General features: G+C 49.1%; 21 protein-coding genes. 10 read left to right on the top strand and 11 right to left on the bottom strand.

Annotated elements, in window-relative coordinates; genetic code table 11:
• Positions 1 to 6: 6 nt before the first annotated feature.
• Positions 7 to 753, bottom strand: coding sequence for a hypothetical protein (locus BFC17_RS16530; RefSeq protein ID WP_070177584.1), 747 nt, complete (start codon positions 751 to 753; stop codon positions 7 to 9).
• A gap of 257 nt (positions 754 to 1010) precedes the next feature.
• Here BFC17_RS16530 and glnK point away from each other — a divergent pair, with 257 nt between their 5' ends.
• The 6 genes from glnK to htpX all read left to right on the top strand — a co-directional run bounded on the left by glnK (position 1011) and on the right by htpX (position 7393).
• Positions 1011 to 1349, top strand: coding sequence for a P-II family nitrogen regulator (glnK, locus tag BFC17_RS16535; RefSeq protein WP_070177585.1), 339 nt, complete (start codon positions 1011 to 1013; stop codon positions 1347 to 1349).
• A gap of 35 nt (positions 1350 to 1384) precedes the next feature.
• The gene (locus BFC17_RS16540; RefSeq protein WP_070177586.1) at positions 1385 to 2626 is read left to right on the top strand and encodes an ammonium transporter; all 1242 of its coding nucleotides are present in this window, start codon (positions 1385 to 1387) and stop codon (positions 2624 to 2626) included.
• Between the two features lie 169 nt (positions 2627 to 2795).
• A complete protein-coding gene (ggt, locus tag BFC17_RS16545) occupies positions 2796 to 4484 on the top strand; it encodes a gamma-glutamyltransferase (protein ID WP_070177587.1) in 1689 nt (562 codons plus the stop codon).
• A gap of 35 nt (positions 4485 to 4519) precedes the next feature.
• Positions 4520 to 5431 (top strand): Dyp-type peroxidase, encoded by a 912-nt coding sequence (locus tag BFC17_RS16550; RefSeq protein ID WP_070177588.1) that lies wholly within the window; start codon positions 4520 to 4522, stop codon positions 5429 to 5431.
• Between the two features lie 15 nt (positions 5432 to 5446).
• A complete protein-coding gene (nhaR, locus tag BFC17_RS16555; RefSeq protein WP_070177589.1) occupies positions 5447 to 6325 on the top strand; it encodes a transcriptional activator NhaR in 879 nt (292 codons plus the stop codon).
• Positions 6326 to 6514: 189 nt separating this feature from the next.
• The gene (gene htpX, locus BFC17_RS16560; protein ID WP_070177590.1) at positions 6515 to 7393 is read left to right on the top strand and encodes a protease HtpX; all 879 of its coding nucleotides are present in this window, start codon (positions 6515 to 6517) and stop codon (positions 7391 to 7393) included.
• Positions 7394 to 7462: 69 nt separating this feature from the next.
• Here the strand turns inward: htpX and BFC17_RS16565 are convergent, their stop codons facing one another.
• From BFC17_RS16565 to BFC17_RS16580, 4 genes are read right to left on the bottom strand one after another with little or no spacing between them, the layout of a single operon-like run.
• Positions 7463 to 7672, bottom strand: coding sequence for a hypothetical protein (locus BFC17_RS16565; protein ID WP_070177974.1), 210 nt, complete (start codon positions 7670 to 7672; stop codon positions 7463 to 7465).
• 13 nt (positions 7673 to 7685) lie between these two features.
• Positions 7686 to 8759 carry an adenylate/guanylate cyclase domain-containing protein gene (locus BFC17_RS16570; RefSeq protein WP_070177591.1) on the bottom strand — a complete coding sequence of 358 codons (1074 nt, stop codon included), beginning with the start codon at positions 8757 to 8759 and terminating at the stop codon, positions 7686 to 7688.
• A gap of 30 nt (positions 8760 to 8789) precedes the next feature.
• Positions 8790 to 10070 (bottom strand): glutamate-1-semialdehyde 2,1-aminomutase, encoded by a 1281-nt coding sequence (gene hemL, locus BFC17_RS16575; protein ID WP_070177592.1) that lies wholly within the window; start codon positions 10068 to 10070, stop codon positions 8790 to 8792.
• Between the two features lie 6 nt (positions 10071 to 10076).
• A complete protein-coding gene (locus tag BFC17_RS16580) occupies positions 10077 to 11087 on the bottom strand; it encodes an aspartate carbamoyltransferase (RefSeq protein ID WP_070177593.1) in 1011 nt (336 codons plus the stop codon).
• A gap of 327 nt (positions 11088 to 11414) precedes the next feature.
• Here BFC17_RS16580 and BFC17_RS16585 point away from each other — a divergent pair, with 327 nt between their 5' ends.
• Positions 11415 to 12110: a DUF2982 domain-containing protein gene (locus BFC17_RS16585; protein ID WP_070177594.1), complete on the top strand. Its 696-nt coding sequence runs from the start codon at positions 11415 to 11417 to the stop codon at positions 12108 to 12110.
• Positions 12111 to 12118: 8 nt separating this feature from the next.
• On the opposite strand, the gene BFC17_RS16590 is transcribed toward BFC17_RS16585, so the two are convergent.
• Entirely contained in the window at positions 12119 to 15211 is a 3093-nt protein-coding gene (locus tag BFC17_RS16590) for a hybrid sensor histidine kinase/response regulator (RefSeq protein WP_229680920.1), read from the bottom strand.
• A 261-nt stretch (positions 15212 to 15472) separates the two neighbouring features.
• Between BFC17_RS16590 and parC the strand changes: the two genes are divergently transcribed.
• From parC to BFC17_RS16605, 3 genes are all read left to right on the top strand, one after another.
• On the top strand, positions 15473 to 17725 hold the full coding sequence (gene parC, locus BFC17_RS16595; protein ID WP_070177596.1) for a DNA topoisomerase IV subunit A: 2253 nt from the start codon (positions 15473 to 15475) through the stop codon (positions 17723 to 17725).
• Positions 17726 to 17889: 164 nt separating this feature from the next.
• Positions 17890 to 18432 carry a heme NO-binding domain-containing protein gene (locus tag BFC17_RS16600; protein WP_070177597.1) on the top strand — a complete coding sequence of 181 codons (543 nt, stop codon included), beginning with the start codon at positions 17890 to 17892 and terminating at the stop codon, positions 18430 to 18432.
• On the top strand, positions 18429 to 20594 hold the full coding sequence (locus BFC17_RS16605; protein ID WP_229680919.1) for a putative bifunctional diguanylate cyclase/phosphodiesterase: 2166 nt from the start codon (positions 18429 to 18431) through the stop codon (positions 20592 to 20594). The genes BFC17_RS16600 and BFC17_RS16605 overlap by 4 nt, the downstream gene beginning before the upstream one ends.
• Before the next feature lie 57 nt (positions 20595 to 20651).
• Here the strand turns inward: BFC17_RS16605 and BFC17_RS16610 are convergent, their stop codons facing one another.
• From BFC17_RS16610 to BFC17_RS16630, 5 genes are all read right to left on the bottom strand, one after another.
• On the bottom strand, positions 20652 to 21458 hold the full coding sequence (locus BFC17_RS16610; protein WP_070177599.1) for a DUF1338 domain-containing protein: 807 nt from the start codon (positions 21456 to 21458) through the stop codon (positions 20652 to 20654).
• Between the two features lie 17 nt (positions 21459 to 21475).
• On the bottom strand, positions 21476 to 22948 hold the full coding sequence (gene astD, locus BFC17_RS16615) for a succinylglutamate-semialdehyde dehydrogenase (RefSeq protein ID WP_070177600.1): 1473 nt from the start codon (positions 22946 to 22948) through the stop codon (positions 21476 to 21478).
• A gap of 42 nt (positions 22949 to 22990) precedes the next feature.
• Complete coding sequence (gene astA, locus BFC17_RS16620) at positions 22991 to 24028, bottom strand: arginine N-succinyltransferase (RefSeq protein ID WP_070177601.1); 1038 nt, start codon at positions 24026 to 24028, stop codon at positions 22991 to 22993.
• A 17-nt stretch (positions 24029 to 24045) separates the two neighbouring features.
• Positions 24046 to 25254: an aspartate aminotransferase family protein gene (locus BFC17_RS16625; RefSeq protein ID WP_070177602.1), complete on the bottom strand. Its 1209-nt coding sequence runs from the start codon at positions 25252 to 25254 to the stop codon at positions 24046 to 24048.
• 359 nt (positions 25255 to 25613) lie between these two features.
• The gene (locus BFC17_RS16630) at positions 25614 to 26774 is read right to left on the bottom strand and encodes an HDOD domain-containing protein (protein WP_070177603.1); all 1161 of its coding nucleotides are present in this window, start codon (positions 26772 to 26774) and stop codon (positions 25614 to 25616) included.
• Positions 26775 to 26840 lie beyond the last annotated feature (66 nt).

Below are 26840 nucleotides of genomic sequence, written 5' to 3' on the forward strand. Positions count from 1 at the left end.
ATTTCCTTATTGGTCGTTTTGTTTGTATTGTCGTTTATCAATAAATTGTTGAAATTCATTGCGACGAGTGCAGGTAATCTTACCCCCGAAGCCCCTCGCGATAAAAGCGAAAGTGCTGTTTAATCCTTTATCACAATTAATCTGATGTTCGCCGACTTCTTTTTTCGGCGCTGTGTACTCGCCAATTTTAAGGTCCGGTGAAATCAATTGCTGACGACGTTCCCGTGCGGCTTGAGTCGCCATTTCATTGTGCTGCTGTAATTGTCGGCCGCTAATTGCTTTGCTTATCGCGCTGGATATGCGTCCTGACGCCTGAGCCGGGCTGTTTTCTGCCTGCGTTAGTATTTGCCCTTCTGTTACCGGAGGCAATGTAGGAACCGATTCAGTAAATTTCTGTTCAGTCACTGTTGCCGGGTCTGCCAGGGTATTGTCTGACGTTACGGTTATCTCAGCCTGTTCCTTAGCTGCTGTCTCAGCCATGGCTGCCTGGTCTTTTTGCGGCGAAGGCTCGGAGAGTGAGTCTGATCCCCTGGATTGTATGATCCTCGGGGCGGGTACATACAAAACGGCGTTAATCGGTTTGTCCCGATGCGGTTGTTCAACGGGCGATGAAAAAGACAAAAAGGCCAGTACCATGAGGTGGATTACTACTGAACCGGCTATTAACCACAGCAAACCGCCAGCCTGCTTACGGGCTGGTTGTGCTGGGGTAAAACGTGTGGGCCCGGCGCAGGCAAAATCCAGTTTTTCCATGCGTGATAGACCGGGGTTTTGTACGTGAGTTCAATGCGATAAAAGAAAAGGTATGCAAGATAAATAGCATTAGCACCAAAATGGTGCGAAGCGTTTGGTGCGCATCAAAATGGTGCGAAAAAATGTAAGAAAATATAACAAAAAATTCCCTTATTATTGATTTATAAGGTTTTTAATTTGTGGCATAGGGCTTGTTATAGTCAATCTCGCACAACATGAACACTGGTAGCAAACCACTATTTTTTTGGGAGCAACACATGAAACTAGTCACAGCAATCATCAAGCCATTCAAGCTGGATGATGTTCGTGAAGCCATTTCAGAAATCGGTATTGACGGCCTGACCGTTACCGAAGTGAAAGGTTTCGGACGTCAAAAAGGACATACTGAATTATACCGCGGAGCCGAGTATCAGGTCGACTTCCTGCCTAAAGTCAAACTGGAAATAGCTGTTCTGGATGATCAGGTAGAACGTTTGGTAGAAGCCATCGTAGGTGCAGCGAAAACCGGCAAAATCGGTGACGGCAAGGTCTTTGTTTACGATCTTGAAGGCGCTGTCCGGATTCGTACTGGCGAAACAGATACTGACGCACTGTAAGAGCAGTCGACGAGAAATTTGCGGAGATAAGCATAATGGAAACAACTTTTGAATTAGGGTACGCGTTAGATACCTTTTACTTTTTGATCTGTGGCGCACTGGTAATGTGGATGGCTGCAGGTTTTGCTATGCTGGAAGCTGGCCTTGTTCGTGCTAAAAACACAACTGAAATCTTAACTAAGAACATCGCACTGTTTGCGATTGCTTGTACCATGTACATGATTTGCGGTTACGGCATCATGTACGGCGGTGGCGACTGGGCTCCTTTCCTGGGCGGCATCATGGCTGACGGTGCAACTGGTGTAGCTGAAGAGCCAGCGACTTATGCTCCGGCTGCTGACTTCTTCTTCCAGGTAGTATTCGTAGCAACTGCTATGTCAATCGTATCTGGTGCGGTTGCTGAGCGTATGAAGCTGTGGGCTTTCCTGGCTTTCTCAATAGTAATGACTGGTTTCATCTACCCAATGGAAGGTGCATGGACCTGGGGTGGCGAAGCGGTATTCGGTATGTATACGCTGGGCGACCTGGGTTTCTCTGACTTCGCTGGTTCTGGTATCGTTCACATGGCTGGTGCCGCTGCTGCATTAGCTGGCGTACTGGTACTGGGTGCTCGTAAAGGTAAATACACTGCAGATGGCAAAGTAAACGCTATCCCAGGTGCAAACCTGCCGCTGGCAACTTTAGGTACATTCATCCTGTGGATGGGTTGGTTTGGTTTCAACGGTGGTTCTGTACTGGCTACTGCTACTGTAGAAAGCGCTAACGCGGTTGCTGTGGTATTTATGAACACCAACGCTGCTGCTGCTGGTGGTTGTATCGCTGCACTTATCGTTGCTCGCATCATGTTCGGTAAAGCTGACCTGACTATGGCGCTTAACGGTGCTCTGGCTGGCCTGGTAGCAATTACTGCTGAGCCTTCTACTCCTACTCCTCTGACTGCGACTCTGTTCGGTGGCCTGGGTGGTATCCTGGTAGTATTCAGCATCATCACTCTGGATAAACTGAAAATCGATGATCCGGTAGGTGCGATTTCTGTTCACGGTGTTGTTGGTCTGTTAGGTCTGTTACTGGTTCCTGTAACTGGCGGCGCGACTTTCTCTGGTCAAATCATCGGTGCTCTGACTATCTTCGTATGGGTATTCGTAACCAGCCTGGTAGTTTGGTTAATTATCAAAGCGGTTATCGGTGTACGTGTTAGCGAAGAAGAAGAATTTGAAGGTGTTGATATCAGTGAATGTGGTCTGGAAGCTTATCCTGACTTCACTGGTGGCCGTTAATATTCTTCGGACACATTATAGATTAGGCAGCTAAACCTAATAATAATAAGCCTACATCACTTCGACTCTAACCCCGCATTTGCGGGGTTTTTCTTATCGGGCAAAGCACTTCTCAGTAACCGATTTAGCAGGTATGCTGAACATATTTAACAGACCCCTAATAAATCCAATGAAATCAGTCTGTCTAATCCTCTTCCTTTTATGTCTGCCGGGCTTTCAGGCGCTGGCTTACGATCGCATTACCGGTGCGCCATTTGCCACACGCTCCGAAGTGATTGCCACTCAGGGCATGGCGGCGACCAGTCAGCCACTGGCCACCCAGGTTGCGCTGGATATTCTTAAGCAAGGAGGCACCGCCACAGACGCAGCCATTGCGGCCAATGCCATGCTGGGTTTGGTTGAGCCAACCGGCAGCGGTATCGGTGGCGATTTGTTTGCGTTGGTTTGGGACGCAGAAACGAAGCAATTGTATGGTCTGAACGCTTCCGGCCGTTCACCGCGGTCATTAACGGCCGACGTCTTTAAGCAACAAGGGATGACTAAAATTCCCTCGTTCGGCCCTTTGCCAGTCTCGGTGCCTGGCGCTGTCGACGGCTGGTTTGAACTGCACGAAAAATTTGGCCGATTGCCAATGACCACTCTGTTGTCGCCGGCTATTGAATATGCCCGAAAAGGGTTTCCGGTAAGTGAAGTTGTGGCGTATTACTGGCAAATGAACGCTGAACGTATCGGCCATTATCAGGGCTTTGCTGATATTTTTCTGCCGTCGGGCAAAGTCCCTAAAAAGGGCGATATTTTCAAAAATCTCGGTCTGGCAGCGACTTACGAAAAAATTGCTACTGGCGGCCGCGACGCGTTTTACAAAGGGGATATCGCCCGTGTCATAGGCGCCTATATGAAAGAGCAAGGCGGTTACCTGAGCTATGACGATTTAGCGGCTCATACCTCAGAATGGGTGACGCCGGTGGCGGCCAATTATCGGGGCTATGACATATGGGAACTGCCTCCTAACGGGCAGGGTATCGCAGCGCTACAAATTCTGAATATTCTGGAGCAATACGATATCGAAGGCATGGGGTTTGGCTCAGCCGATTACATTCATACCTTTGTCGAAGCTAAAAAGCTCGCCTTCGAGGACAGAGCCCGGTATTACGCCGATCCGGCGTTTAATACGTTGCCGGTCAACGGTTTAATCAGTAAAGACTATGCGCAACAGCGCCGTCAGCTGATTGATCCGAAGAAGGCGGCTAAGCGCTATGATGCAGGGGTAATTGATGGTGATACTGTTTACCTCACTGTTGCCGATAGTGAAGGTAATATGGTGTCACTAATTCAAAGCAATTATCGTGGAATGGGCTCTGGCATGACACCGCCTGAACTGGGCTTTATTCTGCAAAACCGTGGCGAGTTATTTACCCTGGAGCCGGGCCATAATAACGAATACAAACCTGCTAAACGACCTTTCCATACTATCATTCCGGCTATGGTGACACGCAATGGAAAGCCATGGCTTAGCTTTGGCGTGATGGGCGGCGCTACGCAGCCGCAAATGCATGCACAAATCATTGTTAATCTGATCGACTTTGGTATGAATCTGCAGGAAGCCGGGGACGCGCCGCGATTCATCCATACCGGCTCCAGCAGCCCGACCGGTGCTTTAATGAAAGACGGTGGCTCGGTGAGCCTGGAAAGTGGTATACCGCGAACCTCAATACGTGAATTACAGGAAAGAGGGCATCGCATTGAAGATAAGTTAGGGATTTACGGTGGCTATCAAGCCATACTCTATGATGCCGATAAACAGATATACATTGGTGCATCAGAAAGTCGCAAAGATGGCCAGGCTGCCGGTTATTAGCGGCCGGTTTAAAAACAACAGCAGGAATACGATATATGTCGCAACCACAAAAGGGGATTTGTGCCGAACCTAATCTGCATGCTCAGTATTTGCTGTTGAATGTGATTGACGACGATCCCCAGGCTGTTCGGGCAAAACTAGGTCGCGTACTTGAGGTGATTGATTACTACGATAACGAACACTACGAAGCTATGGTGTCTGGTGTTATTGCGGTTGGCAGTCATTATTGGAGCGAGGTTTATCCGGGCGCAATTCCTGTCGAGCTAACCCCTTTTCCCGACATGCAAAGTGAAGATCGCGTAGCGCCGAGTACGCCCTGCGATTTATTTATTCAAATCCGTGCTGACCGCATCGATATTTGTTACGCCATGGGGCTGGAAATAATGGAGCTGTTACGGATACATGTGGAGCTGGTGGAGCAAATCCAGGGCTTTCGTTATCTGGATGGCCGCGACCTGAACGGCTTCCTGTACGCACAGGACAATCCCCGTGGCCTGCAACGAGCCAAGGTGGCGGTTATCAACGATGAAGAAAACGAGTTTAATGGCGGCAGTTATGTCCACGTTCAGCGTTTCCGGCATGATCTACGCCGCTGGCAAAGCTTATCCGAACGTCAGCAAGAGCAAATTATGGGAACAACCAGGGAGCATAATTTGCCCAGTGTAGAATGCAATCCTTCCTCCCATAGTGTGCGTGCATCAATATCCGATCAAGGCAATGCAGAATTGCTTAAGCAGGGTATGCCCTATGGCGATATGAATACCCAGGGGCTGTTTTCGGTAATATGTGCGGCCAGCTCAAAACCTTTTAAACGCATGCTCGACAGTCAGATATACGGCTCGGGCGACGGCGAATACGATCGCTGGCTGGACTATACCGCGGCTGAAACCGGAGGTGCGTTTTTCGCCCCTTCCATTGCATTTATAAAGCAGCAGGCAAAGCTATAAGCGCCCGTATCTCTGATGACACCTATCAATTATAACCAGTTGTATTATTTCTTTATGGTGGCAGAGCACGGCTCTATCGCCCGGGTCAGTGAGCTTTTGCATATTACGCCACAAACCATCAGTGGTCAGATAAGCGCGCTGGAGGATACTATCGGTTCTCCTCTGTTTAACCGCCAGTCCCGGCGGCTGGTGCCAACGGAACTGGGGATTCTGGTGCAAGGCTACGCCGCAGACATCTTTAGCCTGGGTGAAGAATTAAAATCTGTTCTAAGTCAGCAGCACAATCAATGGCAGAGTTTTACCGTAGGGATTACGGATGTATTACCTAAAACACTGGTGTACGAAATGCTTAAACCCGTACTGCAATTACCGGTAAAGCTAATTTGTCGTGAGGGTGAACTGACATCGTTGCTAAGCGATCTGGCGGTTAACCGACTGGATATGGTGTTATCGGACCAACCTATTCAAACCGGCAGTCGGGTTAAGGCTTACAGTCACCAGATCACCGAGTCTCCTATGGCGGTTTTTGCGGCCGCCGATAAAGTCGCAGGGTTAAGCGAGAATTTTCCAGCCTCGTTAAATAGCGCGCCTTTTCTTCTGCAAGGCAAAAAGTCCCTCATTCGGCAGCAGTTGTTAGGCTGGTTCAGCGCCCAGGACATCCAACCGGACTTTACTGCCGAGTTTGACGACAGCGCGCTGATGCTGGCGTTTGCACAGGAAGGACTTGGTGCCTTTGCTGCACCATTACTGCTGGCTACCCAACTGGAAAAACAATTCGGATTACATAAGGTTGGCGTAATTAACCGGGTAACCGAGCAGCTTTACGCGATTTCTCCGGAACGTAAATTAACCCACCCCGCCGTATTGCAACTGGTCAAAGCGTTGCGTGATTAGCACAACTCGCCCTCTATTAGATCAGGAATAACCTGATCATATGTAAGTTATATACGATTTTAACTTACATGATTAGTCCTTATATAATGCACTTATGGTGATACAAACCCGCATACAAGGTTGCTCTGCAGAATAGCCACCTTTTATGCGGGTTAGTATGTCTTTTGTTTCTGAGTGAAGAGGCTTGTAATGAAACGTATAGTGCTGTTTTTGATAACAAACCTGGCTGTTGTGCTGGTGGCTGGCATTGTGCTCAGCGTAGTTTTTAGCGTGCTGGGGATAAATAGCCAGAGTCTGGGGGGACTGCTGATATTTGCGGCTGTGTTTGGTTTTGGCGGTTCTTTTATTTCTTTGCTTATGTCCAAGTGGCTGGCAAAGCGTTCTACCCGAGCGGTAGTCATTGACCGTCCGGTAAATGCCACCGAGCAGTGGTTAGTCGAGACCGTTAAGCGCCAGGCAAATCTTGCGGGTATTGGCATGCCCGAGGTGGCCGTGTATGACTCGCCCGAAATCAATGCCTTTGCTACTGGTGCCAGCCGCAATAATGCGCTGGTTGCAGTATCAACCGGCTTATTGCAAAACATGACCCAGGATGAAGCGGAAGCGGTACTGGCTCATGAGGTTTCGCACATTGCCAATGGCGATATGATCACCCTTGCCCTGATTCAGGGAGTGGTTAACACCTTTGTTATCTTCCTCGCCCGTGTTGTAGCAGGGCTGATTAGCAACCTGATGCAAAACGAGGAAGATGGCGAAACCGTTGGTGGTTTTGCCTACATGATGACGGTGGTTGTGCTTGAGTTGTTATTTGGCTTCCTGGCCAGCACCGTCGTGTTCTGGTTTTCTCGTCAGCGAGAGTTCAGAGCTGACAGCGGGTCTGCCGCACTGGTCGGTAAACAAAAAATGATTGCTGCGCTCGAGCGGTTAAAAACGAATCGGGAAAGTGAGCTGGAAGGCAGCATGATGGCTTTTGGTATTGCTGGTAAACGCAGTATGTCTGAACTGTTTATGAGTCACCCACCGCTGGAACAACGGATCCAGGCTCTTCGCACTACTGAGCATGCATAATCGGGTTTAGGTGACGAGCGCCGAACGGGTTTCCACTTGCCCGTTCGGCTTTTTTGTTTGTGGCTCTGTTTAGCCGGCCGGATTGATATCCGGTTTGTTGAGCAGAAAAATAAGGTAAACCACAGCGACGATAGGTACAAAGGCAGAAATGCCCAGCGACAAAGCGGTAAGCACAGGCTTGCCGGTTTTGCGTTTGCCTAAAACAAATCCCACCACGGCCAGAATAACTGCTGCCAGCACTAACCACTGTAAAATGAGTGAAATATTCACACCTGCCATAATGATTTCCTTGTTAGTGCGCGACAGCGCCATCCCAGTCTGGCGGGAGATCACTGTGCATCATCGTTTTACAAATCTGGATATGGTGTTGAATCAAGCTGTCATCAGGCGAAATTAATCGCGCCGTATTAAAATGACCTAGTGCTTCATCCCAGTCCCGGGTCATCCGACACGCCAGACCGTCGCGAATATAAGGCGCCACGGCAAGCTTTTGCTTGCGGGTTTTATCGTCCAGATGATTTAACACTTCATAGATACGAATGGGCGCCTGTCGGCCTTTAACGCGGACCAAATCCAGCACCCGACAATCAATTTTCTGTTTCTGACTAACCGCTTTCAGCGTTTGCGCGCTAATAACAATGTCGGCATTATATTTCGGCGCCAGGCCTTCCAGGCGGAAAGCGATATTAACGCTGTCGCCTATTACCGTGGTGTCCATGCGGTCATCACTGCCAACGGTGCCCAGAATAACCGGGCCAAAATGGACACCCACGCCAACTTTTATCCCTTCATAGCCGCAATTGGCCCGATGGTGATTATAGATGTTCAGGGCTTCCTGTAAGTCCAGCGCAGCATTGACAGCATCGTTTGCTTTATCGGGACCGGCGCCGCCGGGATGATCAAATAACGCCATAATGGCGTCACCGATAAACTTGTCGATAAAGCCGCCATTCTGATGGATTGGATCGTTCATACGCAGAAAATAGGAGTTGAGAAAATTCATCAGCTCCTGGGGTTTCATTTTCTCAGATAAACCGGTAAATCCGCGAATGTCGCAAAATAAAATCGCTACTTCATCTTCATCTGCGCGGCCCAGTTCCAGGGTGTCCAGCCCGTGTTTTGCAAAATGGTCGACAAATTGCCTGGGAACAAACTTCTGAAACGTCTGATTGAGGCGCATTGCTTCGTCGGCTTTCTCTAAAAAGCGCTGCTCACTGTCGTCGTTGCGAATAACCGTTTCGGGTATAACGCGACTGGCTGCACGAGCTATTCGCAGCATCTTTCGGCGCTGCCGCAGCAGCATCAGAGTGACAATACCGCCGTACAGCACCAGGGCCGCCAGCAATATTGCCAATGCAATGGTCATTATCAGTATGTTCCCGGGCCCATCAGGGCCTTATAAATTGGCAAATACCTTGCGCGCTGCCGCTAAGGTGGCGTTAACAATCTCAGCATCATGCAGCTTGGACACAAAGCCCGCTTCGTAAGACGCCGGCGCCAGATACACACCTTCATCAAGCATGCCGTGATAGAATTGTTTAAACATTTCCTGATTACAGTTAATCGCTTGCTGATAATTCACCACTTTTTCGACATCAGTGAAGAATAAACCAAACATGGAGCCGGCATGGTTAGTGGTGAACGGGATATTGTGCTCATCTGCGATAGCCTGAAAACCGTCTACTAACGCTTTGGTGCTGGCAAAAATGGGTTCATACAAGCCTGGTTGGGCAATTTGTTCCAGCGCAGCCAGACCGGCGGCCATGGCGATTGGGTTACCCGACAGCGTACCCGCCTGATAGATAGGACCGGTAGGCGCAATATGAGTGAGGATAGCCTTTTTACCACCGAAAGCCCCCACTGGCATACCACCGCCGATGACTTTGCCAAGACAGGTGAGGTCCGGCGTAATGCCATAGCGTTCCTGAGCGCCACCGCGACTGACCCGAAAACCGGTCATGACCTCATCAAAAATCAACACGGCACCATATTCATCACAGATATCGCGTAAACCTTGCAGAAAACCTTCTACCGGCGGAATACAGTTCATGTTACCGGCTACCGGTTCAACGATAATACAGGCTATGTCATCGCCCACTTCGGCGAAGACTTCCTTTACACTGGCCAGGTTGTTGTATTCAACTGTCAGCGTATGCTGGGCTACATCAGCGGGGACACCGGGTGAACTGGGCACGCCCAGTGTCAGTGCGCCAGAACCTGCTTTTACTAGCAAGGAGTCAGCATGACCGTGGTAACAACCTTCAAACTTAACCAGTTTATTTCTGCCGGTGTAGCCTCGTGCCAGGCGGATGGCCGACATAGTTGCTTCGGTGCCGGAGTTAACCATGCGGACCATTTCCATTGATGGTACCAGTTCACGGACTTTTTCGGCCATTATGATTTCGGCTTCGGTAGGGGCACCAAAGCTTAAACCTGAAGCGGCAGCATGAATGACGGCTTCGCGAATTTTGTCATTGTTGTGACCCAGAACCATGGGGCCCCAGGACTGCACATAATCGATGTACTGTTTGCCATCAACGTCATAAATGTAGGGACCATCCGCTTTTTCGATAAAGCGTGGTGTACCACCAACCGCTTTAAATGCGCGCACCGGTGAATTTACGCCGCCTGGAATAGAAAGTTGGGCGCGTTCAAATAGTTGTTCAGATCGTTGCATAGTGTTTTAGCTCTTATTGCTATACCAGATGACAGGCTTTTCGTACTGACTTACCAGATCTTCCACGCCAAGCGTGAGGGCAAATAAGGCCATACGGACTAACACGCCGTTATCGGTTTGTCTGAAAATTGCCAGATTAGGGTTGAGGTTAAGGTCGTTATCCAGTTCGTTGGCTTCCATCCGGGAATCCCTGGGTAATGGATGCATGATAACGGTTTTTGACTGAAAATGCCGGGTATAAATTGACTGGTTGAGTCTGAATTTACCGCGGTATTTATTGGCTTCGTCCTGAGACGGAAAGCGTTCTTCCTGAATTCGGGTCTGGTAGCAGATATCTGCATCCATGTTGCCTTCCAGCTGATCGGTCACTTTTAATGAATGGCCCGCATCTTCAATGGCGCTCAGAATATAGTCGGGCATTGCCAACTCTTTCGGTGATATCAGGGTAAAACGAACGTTCTTAAATAAACACAGCAGTTTAGACAGTGAATGAACGGTTCGGCCATAACGTAAGTCACCGATCATGGCGATGTGCAGGCCATCTATGGTTTTATTGTTAAACTGCAGTTCACGCTTAATGGTAAACAGATCCAGTAATGCCTGGGTAGGGTGCTCATTAGCACCGTCGCCGCCGTTTAGCACCGGTACGCGGCTGCCTTCGGCAAATTCAGCTACCGAACCTGCGGCCGGGTGACGCATGGCAATAATGTCGGAATAACCACTTAAAACCCGGGCGGTGTCATATAGCGATTCACCTTTGGCTAATGCCGAGTTTGCCATACCGGTGGTTTCACGTACTTCACCTCCCAGCAGGTTAAAGGCGGTGCCAAAGCTCACACGGGTTCGGGTACTGGGTTCAAAGAACAGGTTACCCAGAATGGCTCCATCAAGAACCGTGGTTCTTTTTTGACGTTTAGCGTAGGGTTCCATGCTTTCGGCGACGCTGAAGACCCGTTCAATCGCATCGCGATCAAACTGAGAAACTGAAAGGATATGATTTCCGGTGAAAATCGACATAGATTTCGCTGAGGCCTTGTTTATTTGTGGCTAGTGTAGCAAAAATCGCTCACTACCGTGCGGATTATCGTTGCGCCGGATCATATCGCCGTGCGTAAATATTGCCAATAGATAGTTGGCGGCCCATGATAAACTATTTATCAGAGCCGACCGTTTAAAGAGAGCGTTAAACGATGCAGAAGTTTGAGGGTAAGACATCCGGCAAAACGTCATCTTTGACGAGTGAAAAGCAGACTAAACCGGGTTGGTGGTCAACCACCTGTCCGGTGTGTCGCCGCATGCGACTTTATGTCATCTGGACAATTTTAATGTTTCTGGTGTATTTCTATGTCTTCCAGCGATGAACACATTCTGATTCGATCCACCGCCAAACGTAATGGCCTGACGACTTTGTTGCTAGGAATTGGTGTGGTGCTCTTTGCGTCCGTGGTGCTGGCCGTTGCGCCTAAGTGGCTGTTCCTGCCGCTGATGTTTGCAGTAAGTGCAGGTATTGTAACGCTGTTGATTGGCTGGTTTAAACTGCGCGAACCCGAACACAGCCTGGCGATTGGTCGCGACAAAGTGAGCTATCAGCACCGCTGCGGGCAGTGGAAGATCGCCTGGGACGACATTCAGCGGGTTGATTGTCCGCGTGTTAACCGTGGCCTTGAGCTCGCTACCCTCGATATGGTTGGATTTAAGCTTAAGCGTTACGACGATTTCCTGCTTACTATTTCACCGCGGTTGGCATCACATATTATTATTGAGCAGCGCCCGCTGTTACTTCACAGTCAGGATACTTCCTGTACCACGGGCGGATGCTACAGCAACAGCTTGTTTGAAGATAAACCCTATGTGCTGGAGAGTGGCCAGACCCTAACCGGGATAAAAGCTATTCTGGCAAATCGTATGATGGCAGTTCGCGAAATACTTGGCTACGACGTGTTTATTTCGGCCAGCGATCTGGACCGCGAGCCCGGCGAATTTGTTGGACTGCTGCGCCAGTGTCAGCAAGCGCGGCTGCAAGCGCAGTCAGGGGAGTAGGCCGAAGCTCAGGCGCTCTTATTGTCCTGAATAAACTTATTGGCCTGCGCTGCGGCTATTTCGCACTCCAGAATAATCGTAGGCAACAGTTCTGATGCTTCATAGTGATTGCCTAACTTAAGTGCGCTTTCCATTTCGTTGGCCAACTGCTGTAACTTTGGTACGCCAGTGTAACAACAGGCGCCATGCAATTTATGGATTTCATCCTGCACGCCTTTAAAATTGCGGGCATCCCATTCCCGTCGAATCGCTTCTGTGGACAGAGGCAGGTGGCGAACGAACTCGCTCAGTAGCTCCATCGCCAGCTCGCGATTTTGATTTGCCCGTTTTAAGGCTTGCTGCCAATCCAGCGAAGGCAGTGCCATGGGACTGTTATCAACCCCCTGACACCAGCGCTTAATCAGGTTGAGTAAGGTTGAGAACTCGATAGGCTTGGGCAGATAATCGTCCATCCCCGATGATAACAGTCGTTCCTGCTCCTCTTTGAAGGCATGAGCGGTTACCGCAATGATGGGGGTACCGCCATTCAAGGTGGTTTTACGAATATGCCGGGTAGCTTGCAAGCCATCCATGCCGGGCATTTGTACATCCATTAAAATCAGGTCGTATTCGTTGTTTTTACACCGGTTTACCGCTTCCTGACCACCGCTGCACAGGGTAAGCTGAACCGGTGAATCTGCCAGCCAGGTGTCGAGCAGTTTAAGGTTCATATCCATATCATCCACTGCCAGGATGCGGGCTTTGGGTAACGCATTCAGTTTGCTTTGTTGTGGCGACACTTTCTCTTTGATATTGCCGTGCAGTAGCCCATCCAGTTTCGATATGGTCAGCGGCATTCTGATTTGCGCTTCGAAATCATTCATATAAGCAGGAAAATGGCTAAGGGGCTCGTCACCGGAGTACCACAAAACCCGTTTGTCGGCGTTAAATACGCATAGCGCTTCGAGCATTTGTTCACGCCTGGTGGCTTTAAAAGCAGGTAACACGGCAAACAAATAATCAAAATGGTCGTTAAGGGTTTGCAGATAATCCAGGGTTTCCACGCAATATACCCGGGCCCCCAGGCTTTTCATCATATGCGCGCTGGCGCGACGACTCACAGGGTGAGGGTCAAACAACAAGACCCGTTTATTCTGCCATTCAGGCAGTGGTGAAAGCGAGTAACGCTGACTGAGCTGATTCGTCCGTAAGGTTACGGTAAAGGTACTGCCCTGACCCGGTGCGGTTTTTAAGGCCAGGTTACCGCGCATCAGCTTGACTAATTCCTGACAAATCACCAAACCCAGACCGGTTCCCTGGTAGCTGCGGTTAAGGGCATCATCTATTTGCGAAAACGCGCTGAAGAGTTTGTTTTTGTCCTTACGGCTGATGCCAATCCCGGTGTCTTCTACTTTTATCACCAGTTCGTGGATACCGTGTTGCAGAGCCTTGCCGTGTACAGCCAGTTTAATGTGGCCGTAAGAGGTAAATTTAAGGGCGTTACTGAGCAGGTTATTCAGTATCTGGCGGATCCGAAATACATCGCCAATCAGTTTTTCCGGCAGCGGGCCAAGGTCCAGCACAAACTCCAGCCCTTTCATGTGGGCGGATTTTGACATGATGGTGACCATTTCTTCAATCAGCGAGTTGGGGGAAAAAGGCTGGTTGTTGATTTGTAGTTTACCGGCTTCAATTTTAGAGAAATCCAGCACATCATTAACAATGGTTAACAGGTTATCAGCTGCGGTGTTAATGATCCGCACCTGCTCCATTTTGTCGACGGGCAGAGTCAGGTTGGTCAGTTCTTTACTAAAACCAAGAATCGCGTTGAGCGGGGTGCGAATTTCGTGGCTCATATTGGCCAGAAACTGGGATTTTACGTTGCTGGCTTTAATTGCATCCTTGCGGGCAATATCCAGGCGGGCGTTCTGTTCCTCAATCAGCTCCATGTTGTGGCGAAGTTCATCGGTAGCCTGATTAACCTCGCTTTCTAACTGGCTGCGGCTTTTCTCCATTAACGCAATTGAGAACAAGCCCGCTTCACAAAACACGGCCACCTGAAAACAATAGGTAGTCAGCATATTCGAGGGGACTACGCCAATCAGACTTAACATGCCCACAATGGCGCCAACCGCCAGAATGCCCCAGGCAAAAATAAAATAGCGGGCAGGGCGGTAGTGTTTGGCATAGGCTTCAAAGCCAGCGGCGATATAGCTGATGATTGAGAACATGCCAATGCCATACACCAGGTTATGTTCCCAGGCAGGCGGAAAGATATCGATTAACGTAGTGATACCCATGGCGGCTTGCAACCATAAAAACGCCACCACAACCGAGTGCATAGACGGTGAATTGGTGCGGGTCTCAAGGAAGATAACCGAGAAAATCCCTGAGCTAATGCCAATCAGCGAAAAGATTAACGACGTATACGGCGTGAGTAATGGCGACAGCGTTTCCGGAAAGAAAAACGTGATATGTCCGCCCCAGACAAACTGCCAGAGCAGTACAGTTAATATGTAGGCAACATAGCCAATCAGACTTTGTTCCCGGGAGCCTAAAAACAGCACCAGATTATAAATCGCCAGAATAAATAAGCCGCCGTAAAACAGCCCCCAGGCCAGGTTGTCGATCTGGCTGATGACGATTTCAGAGGCTTCTGACATGACATAGATTGGCACAATCAGACTGGATGAATTGCTCTGTACGCGGATAAAAAGCTCTGCTTTTTCACCTATCGGAATTGTCGCTTTAAACAGAGGGATTCGGTACACCTGTTCAGGCTGGAGTTTACCCTGATGGCTTTGGGCAATGACTTCATCGTCCACCACCAGATAAAAATCCACTTTATCCAACTGACTGAAATTAAGCGAAAATGCCCAGTCTTCATTGTTGGATAAATTAGACAGTTCAGTGTGCAGCCACAGCCCTTTATCACTAAAACCGTAATTAGGATTGTTGTCAGCCTGGTAAGTGAAATCGTGGCGTCGCTTCATTATATCGCGAATGGTAAAGGCGCCGCCGGTCTCGTGCTGAATAGCAAAATTGTCTGCCAGTAACTGGGTTTGCTCACCGTCGTAAAGGTGGACGGCAGCATAAGCCGGTGTGCACAACCAACAAAGCACAAGAAAACAGGCTATAACGGAAAATTTGCCGTTCAAAATGATTTTATCCAGTCACGTCAGGTAATTGTTGAGTGCTTATTAAACCCTAACTTTACGTCGTCTGCAAAAGCTTGATTGAATAAGGATTAATCTATTCCCGGTGGCACAGATGATCTATTGCGCTTCATGGCGGATTAACTCACAATGGGATAATAATCGCTGCGGCTAGAAAGTTCCTCAGGCAGATTGGTGTCCATAATAAGATGAGAAAAAACAGTACCCATGAGCGACGAAATTACCATTAACCAAGACGGTGTCGAACAGCTCCCCATTCGACGATTTACCGAAGACGCTTATTTGAATTATTCCATGTACGTTATCATGGATCGGGCTCTCCCCCATATTGGTGATGGCCTTAAGCCGGTGCAGCGACGCATAATTTACGCAATGTCAGATTTGGGTCTTAGTGCTACGGCTAAATATAAAAAGTCGGCCCGTACCGTTGGTGATGTGTTAGGTAAATTTCACCCTCATGGCGACTCGGCTTGCTATGAAGCTATGGTGTTGATGGCTCAGCCATTTTCCTATCGTTATCCGTTGGTCGACGGACAAGGAAACTGGGGGGCACCGGACGACCCTAAATCTTTTGCCGCCATGCGTTACACCGAAGCGCGACTGTCGAAATTCAGTGAGGTACTACTGGCAGAACTGGGTCAGGGTACGGTTGATTGGATCCCTAACTTTGATGGTACGCTTAATGAACCTCAGGTCTTACCGGCCCGATTACCGCATATTTTACTCAACGGCGTCACCGGTATTGCGGTTGGGATGGCAACGGATATTCCCCCACACAATGTACGGGAAGTCGCGAATGCCTGCGCTAAATTACTGGATAACAGTAAGACTGAACTACATGAGTTACTGGAAGATATTCAGGGCCCCGATTACCCTACCGATGCCGAAATAATTACACCGCGCAGCGATATTCAAAAGCTGTATGAAAGCGGTCGGGGTAGCATTAAAATGCGGGCCAAATACCATGAGGAAAATGGTGATGTGGTTATTACCGCGCTGCCGCATCAGTCTTCAGGTGCCAAAATTCTGGAGCAGATTGCAGCGCAGATGCAGGCGAAAAAGCTGCCTATGGTTAGTGACTTGCGCGACGAGTCAGACCACGAAAACCCTACCCGCCTGGTCATTATCCCGCGCTCTAACCGGGTGGATACCGAACAACTGATGCAGCACTTGTTTGCCACCACCGATCTTGAAAAGAGCTACCGGGTTAACATTAACATGATTGGTCTGGATGGTCGTCCGCAGGTTAAAGATCTGAAAACCATCCTTAGCGAATGGCTGACTTTCAGAAAAGATACGGTCACCCGCCGTCTGCAATACCGTCTGGATAAGGTGTTGGCACGATTGCATATTCTTGAAGGTTTAATGATTGCCTTTTTGAATATAGATGAGGTCATCGAGATTATTCGTTTTCACGATGAACCTAAAGCGGAGCTGATGCGTCGCTTTAGTCTGAGCGACAAGCAAGCCGAAGCGATTCTGGAATTAAAGTTACGCCACCTTGCCAAACTGGAAGAAATGAAAATCCGGGGCGAGCAGGATGAGCTGGAAAAAGAGCGCGATCACCTGCAACAACTGTTAGGTTCAGATCGCCGTTTAAAAACCTTAATTAAAAAAGAAATCCTGCAGGATGCCGAGACCTATGGCGACGATCGACGCTCGCCAATTGTTGAGCGCGCTGAAGCCAAGGCGCTTAGCGAGAAAGAGCTGGTGCCCAGCGAACCGGTTACCGTGGTGTTGTCTGAGAAAGGCTGGGCTCGCTGTGCCAAAGGGCACGATATCGATGCTGAGGCACTAAGTTACAAATCCGGTGACAGTTTTCTGGCCAGTGCCCAGGGACGGAGCAATCAGCCGGTGGTGTTTATTGATACCTCCGGTCGGGCCTTTTCCTGTGACGCACACGGGTTACCTTCGGCGCGAAGTCAGGGAGAACCTCTGACCGGCCGTTTCAGTGTGGTTGCCGGAGAGCAGTTTGCCCATGTGGTAATGGGCAGCGATGATGGCAAATACCTGATGGCCTCTGATGCCGGTTACGGCTTTGTTGGTACCTTTGCTGACATGATCAGTAAAAACAAAGCGGGCAAAGCTTATCTGAACCTGCCAACCGGGGCGAAAGTGCTGACGCCTCAGCGGGTCGAAAACCTGGACACCGACTGGTGTATGGCGATTTCCAACGAAGGCCGGATGTTGCTGTTCCCACTACGTGATTTACCCAGCCTGGGGAAAGGTAAAGGCAATAAAATTATCAGTATTCCATCGGCGAAGGCGCAGATACATGAAGAGTATCTAAAAGTGCTGGCAGTGGTGCCGGATGGTGCTGCGGTTAAGATCACTGCAGGCAAGCGCAGCATGACGCTGTCGGCTGATGATCTGGTGCATTATCAGGGTGAGCGTGGCCGCCGTGGTAATAAGCTACCGCGAGGCCTGCAACGGGTCGACCAGGTTGAAATCGAAGCGTAATTCTCTTCATCTCACGCCCTGGTTATCAGGGCGTGAATCACCTAAATCTCCACTAAACTCAAAAATTTAAACTAAAGTCTGAAAATCACATTAAATTGCTTAAAATGTAGGTACTTTTCCCAGCATCTTCTACACTGAAATGAGTGTTTATAGGGAGAGCAGTTATGCTTGGAGTGGTTTTTACTTCTTTGGTTGAAATGCTCGAAGAGCATGTGTCGCCGGAATTCGCAGACGAAGTGCTGGAAGAAGCGAATCTTGAGAACGACGGCGCGTTCACTGCGGTGGGTTATTACCCTTTCAGTGAGCTGGAAAAAATCATGGTTGTGCTGATAAATAAAACCGGACGTTCAGCCAACGAGCTGTTGTATGACTACGGAAAGTACCTGTTTAGCGTGTTATCCGGTGGCCACGCCGAGATGATGATTAATCGTCAATCGGTGCTGGAAATCCTCGACTGCCTGGATGATGACATTCACGTCCAGGTTCGCAAACTCTATCCTGATGCAGATTTACCTTCTTTTAAAGTGTTAGCCAGAACGGATAACAGTATTTCACTGGAGTACTATTCTGTTCATGACCTTTATGCACTGGCCGAAGGTCTGATTGATGGTGCCGCCGGGTACTTTTCCGAGCAGGTGGAACATCAGGTTACGCCGCTATCTTCTCCCCACACCTATAAGATAGACGTTAAATTAATTGAATCGTGAACGAATATTCTTTAAAAGCCCCTTCCCTGACCAGCTTAGAACGCCGATTAAAACGGGAAAAATCGGCGCGTAAGCAAGCTGAGACATTGCTGACAGACAAAAGCCGTGAGCTGTATGATGCCCTCACGAAGAGCCGTAGTATTCAGGAAAAGCTGGAACTGGCCTTGTGGGCAAGTCAGGAAAGCTACTGGGAGTGGCACGCGGATGATGACACCTTTCGGATCCGCTCTTTTGGCCTGCATCATGTCCAAGCGCGTGAAATTCAGCAAAATGCCATCGATTTAATGCACCGGGTTCATCCGGATGATTTGTCGCAAATGCAGCTTAAATGGTCCATGGCCGTCAATGGCGAAAGCGACGATGTTGAGTTTATCTGCCGTATTCGTGGCCTGCATGGTTATCAGTGGACGCGAGCCCGTGGGCGGGTGCTCGAGAGAGACAGTGTTGGCGTGGCCAAATACATCGTTGGTATGGCCAAAGACAAAACCCGCGAGCATAAAGCGGAACAGTCGTTTCAGTTAATGGCATCAGCCTTTGCCAGTTCACGGGAACCTATGCTGGTATTGTCTACGCATTTGATTATAACCGAAGCTAATCAGGCGTTTTGTGAGTTAAGCGGCTTAAATTCCCGAAAAGAATCGGAAAAGCAGCATCTTGAACGCTTCTTGCCACAAGCCGCAGAACCACTGAAACGAATTGCTCAGAGCCGCCAGGAGAGATTTGAAACGGAGTTAACCACTCTAAGCGGTAAGCATATTGCTGTGGATGTGTCACTGGCGATGTTTGAGGATCACCACCAGAACTCCTCTTACGTTATCGCTACACTCAGAGATATCAGTGAACGTAAGCAAAATGAGCAACAACTGCGATTACTGGCGATTCATGATGATTTAACCGGTCTGAAAAACCGTATTGGCTTACGCGATGAGCTGGAATCGCTGATGGCAGCCAATACACCATTTTCACTGGCCTTTATCGACCTGGACGGTTTTAAACATATCAATGATATTGCCGGTCATGAACTGGGTGATGAATGTCTGCAGCTGGTGGCCAGTCAGTTAGAACAGACATTCCTTGCCCCTGCTCTGGTCACCCGCTGGGGCGGTGATGAGTTTATTATTACGGTGCCGGAAGCAGACAATGATGAATTTAGCAGGCAATGCACCGCGTTTATTGCCCGGCTGGAACAAAAAATATTCAGAAATGGCAAAACGGAGTTGTCAGTGTCAGCCAGTATTGGTATTGCCCGTTACAGTGAACATGGACAGTCTATCGAAGAAATTATCCAGAACGCAGACGCAGCTATGTACCGGGCTAAGACCAGTGGTAAAGGTAAGGTCTATCAGTACCACGAGGGGTTAACTGAGCATGTCAAAGAGCAGGTTTCGCTGCTCAGTGATTTGCGTCGTGCCATCAGAAACCGCATGCTGGAGTTTCACGTCCAGGGAAAATACAACGTCGCTGGTCGCCTGGTTGGTGGCGAGTTGTTGTGTCGCTGGTTCTCTCCCTTGCATGGCGTGGTAAGCCCGGTAGTGTTTATTCCCTTAGCTGAAAAGTACGAACTGGATACCGAAATAGGGCTGATGGCACTGGAGTCGGCCTGCGAATATATCAGCATGCTGGAAGCCGAACGGATAAGTTTGCCTTTATCGGTTAACATTAGTGCTAATCAGTTGCTGAGCGAATTTTTCCCCCAGCAGGCGGCGGATATCTGTGCTGAACACTTTGTGTCTCCGGAACTTATCGAAATTGAAATTACCGAGTCGATTTTTATTCAGGATGAAAAGGCGGCGATTGGATGTCTGGCTGCGCTCAAAGATCAGGGCTTTATTATCGCTTTGGATGATTTTGGCTCCGGGTTTTCGTCTTTAAGTTATTTGCGCAAGTTTGATTTTGACGTGATTAAGCTGGACCGCAGTCTGGTTAAGGGCATTGATAAATCCGAACGTGCCCGTTCGTTGTTAAACGGCATTTTCAGAATGCTGGATAGTTTACGATTTGAAGTGATTATCGAAGGTATCGACAACGAGGCCTACTTACCCATTCTGGAAAATATCGGGATTCATCTGTATCAGGGCTTTTTATTTGAAAAGCCGATGCCTTACGAACAATTTATCTTAAAGCATACCAAAGGCTGGCAAATTGCTAATAAAGCTTTGTAGGCATTGATAAACGTGCCGCGGCAGTTGCAGGGCACGTTTATCTGAAACTATGCCGCGTTAACGGGCATTGGTACTTTCGAAAATTTTGTCGGCAGAGGCTTCAACGAAACCCTGATATAACATGCCATCGGGCATAGTATAGCGTTGTGCAAACTCATAAAAACAGCTGGGGATGGTTAAACTGCCGTCACTGAATGCCAGTTCGAACTGATCTGCCATGGTAGAAGACTGCGCCAGATAAACTGATTCGCCGCCCTTAATTTCGCCGCCAGAAGTATTCAGCACAAAGCCTGCTTCTTTCAGCAACGTATTCACGTCTGTCAGGTTATCAATATTATTCAGATGATTAACACTTACCGTGAAATGGTTGGCTCTGAATCCCCAGGCAGCTAACCAGCCAGCGTATTCTGACTCGCTGATCAAAGACTGATATTCGTCAGTCGAGAGTTGCCAGTGACGACCAGAATACAGGAAATTGTCAGCCTGTACTGCTTGTGCTGGCATTTGCTCTACCAGTGCGTGAATGATGCGCTGGGTTTCAGAGGAAAACTCAGCCACGCGCAGTTCGCTGATAAATACCTTTGGTTGTGTCTGGTCGGGGTGTTCGAAGTGTCTGGCACTGACTTTTTTTGCTTTAAAGTCATACTCGCCTTTCGCTTCATAACCCAGAGCCAGAAAGTGCGCTGCCAGATGTGACAGCTGACACTTTTCCAGATTAAAGGTACGGAACGCCACATGATCATTCACTATCCGGGCGCTGTTTTCTTCGCCGGTCAGTAACTTGTGGATGCGCTGTGCACTGGGAGTAATGGCCACGTAGTCAGCCCATAGCGCATCAAACAGGGTAGTAATATTGTTATGCATAATGAAATCCTTTCGTACTACAGCGTTAAACCAGGGCTTAAAGTGCCAGGCAAAGCGACTTTGTCGAGTTCCACCGACGCCACCGGGTAAGCACAGTAATCGGCCGCGTAGTAGGCGCTGGCACGGTGGTTACCGCTTTCGCCAATACCGCCAAACGGTGCAGCACTGCTGGCACCAGTAATAGGACGATTCCAGTTAACAATACCGGCACGAATATGCGTAAAGAAATGCTGATAATCGGCCTCACTGTCGCTAAGCAAACCGGCGGATAAACCAAAACGGGTATTGTTAGCCTGCGCAATGGCAGTATCAAAATCGCTGTAACGAATAATTTTCAGCAGCGGACCAAAGTGTTCCTCGTCTTCCATCGTGTCGGCAATGGCGGTGACATCCAGAATGCCGGGGGTTACCAGTCCGGTTTGTTCATCAAGATGCTCCAGGGTTAACAGCGCATCAGCGCCAGCATCGAGTAACTGTTGCTGAGCGGCGACCATGCCTTTTGCTGCATTAGCACTGATCATGGCACCCATAAACGGCTGAGGCTCGGCATCATAGTGTCCTACTGAAATGTTCTCAGTGGCTTTAACCAGGGCTTGTACCAGTTCATCACCCGCTGGTGTAGCAGGAATGAACAAACGACGGGCACAGGTACAGCGTTGACCAGACGTCACAAAAGCAGATTGAATAATGTCGTGTACGGCGGCTTTGGTATCGGCAACATCAGTCACAATCATTGGGTTATTGCCACCCATTTCCAGCGCCAGAATTTTACCGGGATGACCGGCAAATTGCTCGTGTAACAGCTTACCAGTGCGCGAACTACCGGTAAAAAACAGGCCATCAATTTGCGGGTGCGAGGCCAGCGCTTTACCGGTTTCCACTTCGCCCTGAACCAGGTTAAGCACGCCAGCAGGCAGTCCGGCCTGATGCCAGAGCTTAACAGTAAACTCAGCAACGACAGGGGTCAGATCACTGGGCTTGAAAACCACCGTATTTCCGGCAATCAATGCAGGAACAATATGACCGTTAGGCAGGTGACCGGGAAAGTTATACGGACCAAACACCGCAACCACGCCATGGGGTTTATGACGGATAAACGCTTTGCCTACTGGCATGGGATTTTCGACGGTGCCGGTACGCTCAAAATACGCTTTTTCTGAAATGGGAATCTTGCCTATCATGGCACCCACTTCAGTTGCGGTTTCCCACAGTGGTTTACCGGTTTCCTGGGCAATTAATGCTGCCAGTTCTTGTTTGTTGTTACCTAACAACTCTGCGAATTGTTTGATGATGGCCAAACGAGACTCGACTGTGCTGGCCGACCACGCTGGCAAAGCGGCGCGGGCGGCGGTAAGGGCACTATCTACCTGAGCGGCGGAAGCCGACTGCCCCTGCCAGAAAGTTTCGTTTTTGGTCGGATCAACCGAAGCAATGGGAGCGCCTTCTCCGGCAACCCACTGACCATCAATGTAATGAATGGCTTGTTGCATGTTTTTCTGTCCTGATGCTGTTATTTTAGTGATAATTTGCCGCTATTTGCGTGGCTTTACGCTGGCAAAGCGGACGAAATCACCTTCCTGCACTGCCAGTGAGGCGGCGGCCTTGTGCGATAGCACGGCCTGTCCGGTGAGCTCGTCGAAACTCACATCCGCAACAACCGCTCTGAAATCGGCGATTTTGGTGTTGATGATGTAGCATAATTCGCCTTCCTGCGCGGCAGACTGGTCGTCAATATGGACCGCGGCCCGGCGGCTACGCTGAGCCGTGTTGATATGACTAAGGCGTGCTTCTACCGTAGGACCGCCATCAAAGATGTCGACGTAGCCACGGCAGCTAAACCCTTCTTCCTGCAGTAAGCGCAGGGCTGGTTCGGTTTTTTTGTGCACCTTGCCAATCACCGCCTGTGCTTCCGGGCTCAGCAGATTGACGTAAATGGGGTACTTGGGCATTAACTCAGCGATAAACACCTTATTGCCAATACCGGTCAGATAATCAGCAGTGGGGAAATCCATCGAGAAGAAATGCTCTTCCAGCCACTCCCAAAAGGGTGAGCGTCCATTTTCGTCACTGACGCCACGCATTTCGGCAATCACGATGTCAGCAAATCGTTCGCGGTGTTCCTGCATAAACAAAAAACGCACCTTGGACAGAAATCTGCCATTAACACCGTGGCGGGCACTTTCCCGTAAGAACAATGTGCAGATTTCGCTGACCCCTGTGTAGTCATTGCAAAACGTCAGTATTTCTACAGTGTTATGAATATTTAACTCACGGGAGGCGTGGACCACTTTGCCCAAATGATAGTGATAAAAGGCATCGTCTGTGCCCACGGCGGCTTCGATGCCCGTGGTGCCAACCACTTCACCCGTGGTGATATCTTCCATCACAAACAGATAAGACTCACCGCCGGGCTTGCTGACATCCTGACTAAAGGCATCCAGCGACTTATTGATTTTACGTTTTAACAGGGCTTCGTTAACCGGCAATGACGTAAAGCCAATGCCGGATTCTTCTGCTACTGCGTACAACGCGTTGTAATCACTCGACGAAATTGGGCGAATAATGTACATGACTGGTCCCCGGACGCTTAGCGAGCTGCTACTACGCTCGCTACGGCACGTTCAAAGCGCGTCAGACCCTCGGCGATATCTTCGTCAGGGATGACTAACGACGGTGCAAAACGAACAACATTAGCGCCTGCTACCAGACACATCAGTTGCTGCTGGGTTGATGCATCCAGGAATAAGCGCGACTGGCCACTAAAGTCTTCATTTAAAGCACAGCCCAGTAACATGCCCTTACCACGAATTTCGCTGAATACGTGATGCTTGTTGTTAATGGTCGCCAGGGTATCGCGGAACAACTGTTCTTTTTGTTTTACGCCAGCCAGTACCGCCGGGTCGTTAACAATGTCAAAGGTACGCTCTGCTACGGCACAAGCCAGCGGGTTACCACCGTAGGTACTGCCGTGAGTACCTGGTTTCAGGTGCTGGGCAATCTCGGTAGTGGTGAGCATGGCACCAATAGGGAAGCCGCCGCCAAGAGATTTAGCTGTGGTAAGAATATCCGGTACGACTTCCAGTCCCATGTAAGCGTACAGGTGACCAGTCCGGCCAACACCTGACTGCACTTCGTCAAAAATTAACAAGGCGTTGTGCTTATTACACAGCTCACGCACGCCTTTAACAAAGGCCGGATCAGGCGAGATGATGCCGCCTTCACCCTGTAAAGGCTCCATCATTACGGCGCAGGTGTCATCTGAAATCAGGCTTTCAAATGCCGCCAGGTCGTTGTAATCGCAGTGTTCTACGGCGCCTGGTTTTGGACCAAAGCCGTCAGAGTACGCAGGCTGACCGCCAACGGTTACGGTGAAGAAAGTACGGCCATGGAAACCCTGGGTAAAAGCAATGATTTTTTGTTTTTGCTCACCAAATTTTTCCAGCGCGTAACGACGGGCCAGCTTTAACGCGGCTTCGTTGGCTTCCGCGCCTGAGTTTGCAAAATAGACGCGCTCGGCAAAGGTGTGGTCAGTCAGTTTTTTGGCCAGACGCAGAGCGGGTTCATTAGTGAAAACGTTACTCAGGTGCCATAATTTCTGGCCTTGTTCAGTTAACGCTGCTACTAATTCAGGATGGCAATGGCCCAATGCGTTTACAGCAATGCCGCCGGCGAAATCAATAAACTCGTTTCCAGCCTGATCCCAGACTCGTGAACCCAGACCACGTACCGGCACCATTTTGGCTGGGCTGTAGTTAGGTACCATGACCTGATCAAACGTTTCGCGGGTTACCTGCATTTTTTCACCTCTAACTGTTAGTCATTAACATAAATGCTCAGCGTCTTGCGAGCGTGAGCTTTATGCGTTTTATACGGTATTAAGCGGCTCAGTATGCCACCTTAAAGGGGCGTTGTCTCGTGTATTACCAGACCTCAAGGTCAGTAAAATCAAGGGGTGTGGCTCTAATTGCATAAAAAATGAATAACTATCCATTTAAGTGAATGAATTGTGAATAGTGGAAAATCAGAGGGTGATTTTATGGCATACAGAATCAGGGCGGCCGACCGGATGTAAATTTGAGTTTACGGCTGAATGATTATGAATCTTCAGGAATGCAAAAATAAATGGGATTTTCGGGCTTTATTGGCGGCTAATCGTTACAAATCGGATAAAACTGGCAGCTGACTCAGGGTAATGTTAGCCAGCTTTTGTTGCAATGCTGGTGGTATGGCGCAACCGGCCAGAAAATGTTCGGCTTCGTCGTCCAGAAACAGGTTGTTATCCTTAAGCATGCGGTATTTGGCGTAATAGCGGCAGTCTAACAGCATCTGGGTTAACGGGGATGCATCTTCCGGATCGATATCTTTAAGCAGTTGTTGCAGTGGGCTGACGTAATTAAGACGCTTAAACACCATAAACTCCACCAGGTGCAGCGTTGTTTTTTCGCTGTGTTCGTCTATCAGTGTGATAAGTCTTTTGGCATCGGGGATCAGCTGAACTAATGCCGAATGTAAATTGCGCAGCTTGGCTTTTTGTGCGTGACGTAAGAAATCCAGATGGACCTGTTCGAACAAGCGAAAGTACAGTTTTAAAATAGCGCTGCGGCCTAACTGACTAAACATTGCCAGTGAAAATGCCTCAAATGAACTAACCCGGTAATGACTGGCGATGAGCTCAGCGGTTCTCGCACATACCAGACTATATTCCCAGACTTTATGCTTAATTTGCGGATACGGGTCGGTAATCACTGGCAGACTTTGCTTAAAAATAAGCGCGGGCAGCACGCGTTTAACGTTATCAATACCAATAAAGCTGAGGGCAGTTTTTAACGTGTCGACGGCAATGACATCGCCACGAGCGTCACGACGTCGGTACTGGGGTTGATTTACCTGGCGCAGTAACTCGTCTACCAACCAGGGAATGTTAGCCGCGACGGCTTCAACCTTGCTGACCGTAGCCGAAGGGGTCGACAATAAATCAATCAGGTCGGTGACGTCTTCGGACCAGTTTAACAGGGTCTCGCAGACGGCATTGCTGTCGTTAAGTATTTGCAGCAATTTTTTGTTGATAACAGCGTGCAGTTGCTGATTTATCTGTTCGACGTAATTGGCCTGGAGTTTGGCGGTCTCCAGCTTGTTTTTGATGGCGTCTTTTTCGACCTTAAGCAACTGACGGCGGGTAAAACTTTGTTCTGATTCGGCATAACTTACCTCACCGGGGGCACGACGACCGATCATCTCCCTGGCCCGTTCCGGGGCAAGGAGTAAATAATTAAACCGTTTTACAAAGGCTGGTGGAGCCAACAGTTGCTCTGCCATGAAAATTACGCTCTATCCTTGTGATAAATAAACAGTAAACTGTTTGCAATACGAAGACTAGGACAT

Origin of the sequence: Marisediminitalea lipolytica (assembly GCF_001758465.1) — a bacterium.
Classification (GTDB): Bacteria; Pseudomonadota; Gammaproteobacteria; order Enterobacterales; family Alteromonadaceae; genus Alteromonas; species Alteromonas lipolytica.

Coding starts and splice junctions, on each gene's coding strand:
- BFC17_RS16625 (WP_070177602.1), bottom strand. CDS start 25,254: ATGCAGGTAACCCGCGAAACGTTTGATCAGGTCATGGTACCTAACTAC.
- BFC17_RS16550 (WP_070177588.1), top strand. CDS start 4,520: ATGTCGCAACCACAAAAGGGGATTTGTGCCGAACCTAATCTGCATGCT.
- BFC17_RS16540 (WP_070177586.1), top strand. CDS start 1,385: ATGGAAACAACTTTTGAATTAGGGTACGCGTTAGATACCTTTTACTTT.
- nhaR (WP_070177589.1), top strand. CDS start 5,447: ATGACACCTATCAATTATAACCAGTTGTATTATTTCTTTATGGTGGCA.
- BFC17_RS16580 (WP_070177593.1), bottom strand. CDS start 11,087: ATGTCGATTTTCACCGGAAATCATATCCTTTCAGTTTCTCAGTTTGAT.
- parC (WP_070177596.1), top strand. CDS start 15,473: ATGAGCGACGAAATTACCATTAACCAAGACGGTGTCGAACAGCTCCCC.
- ggt (WP_070177587.1), top strand. CDS start 2,796: ATGAAATCAGTCTGTCTAATCCTCTTCCTTTTATGTCTGCCGGGCTTT.
- astA (WP_070177601.1), bottom strand. CDS start 24,028: ATGTACATTATTCGCCCAATTTCGTCGAGTGATTACAACGCGTTGTAC.
- BFC17_RS16565 (WP_070177974.1), bottom strand. CDS start 7,672: ATGGCAGGTGTGAATATTTCACTCATTTTACAGTGGTTAGTGCTGGCA.
- BFC17_RS16610 (WP_070177599.1), bottom strand. CDS start 21,458: ATGCATAACAATATTACTACCCTGTTTGATGCGCTATGGGCTGACTAC.
- htpX (WP_070177590.1), top strand. CDS start 6,515: ATGAAACGTATAGTGCTGTTTTTGATAACAAACCTGGCTGTTGTGCTG.
- BFC17_RS16585 (WP_070177594.1), top strand. CDS start 11,415: ATGTCTTCCAGCGATGAACACATTCTGATTCGATCCACCGCCAAACGT.
- astD (WP_070177600.1), bottom strand. CDS start 22,948: ATGCAACAAGCCATTCATTACATTGATGGTCAGTGGGTTGCCGGAGAA.
- BFC17_RS16570 (WP_070177591.1), bottom strand. CDS start 8,759: ATGACCATTGCATTGGCAATATTGCTGGCGGCCCTGGTGCTGTACGGC.
- BFC17_RS16630 (WP_070177603.1), bottom strand. CDS start 26,774: ATGGCAGAGCAACTGTTGGCTCCACCAGCCTTTGTAAAACGGTTTAAT.
- hemL (WP_070177592.1), bottom strand. CDS start 10,070: ATGCAACGATCTGAACAACTATTTGAACGCGCCCAACTTTCTATTCCA.
- BFC17_RS16600 (WP_070177597.1), top strand. CDS start 17,890: ATGCTTGGAGTGGTTTTTACTTCTTTGGTTGAAATGCTCGAAGAGCAT.
- BFC17_RS16530 (WP_070177584.1), bottom strand. CDS start 753: ATGGAAAAACTGGATTTTGCCTGCGCCGGGCCCACACGTTTTACCCCA.
- glnK (WP_070177585.1), top strand. CDS start 1,011: ATGAAACTAGTCACAGCAATCATCAAGCCATTCAAGCTGGATGATGTT.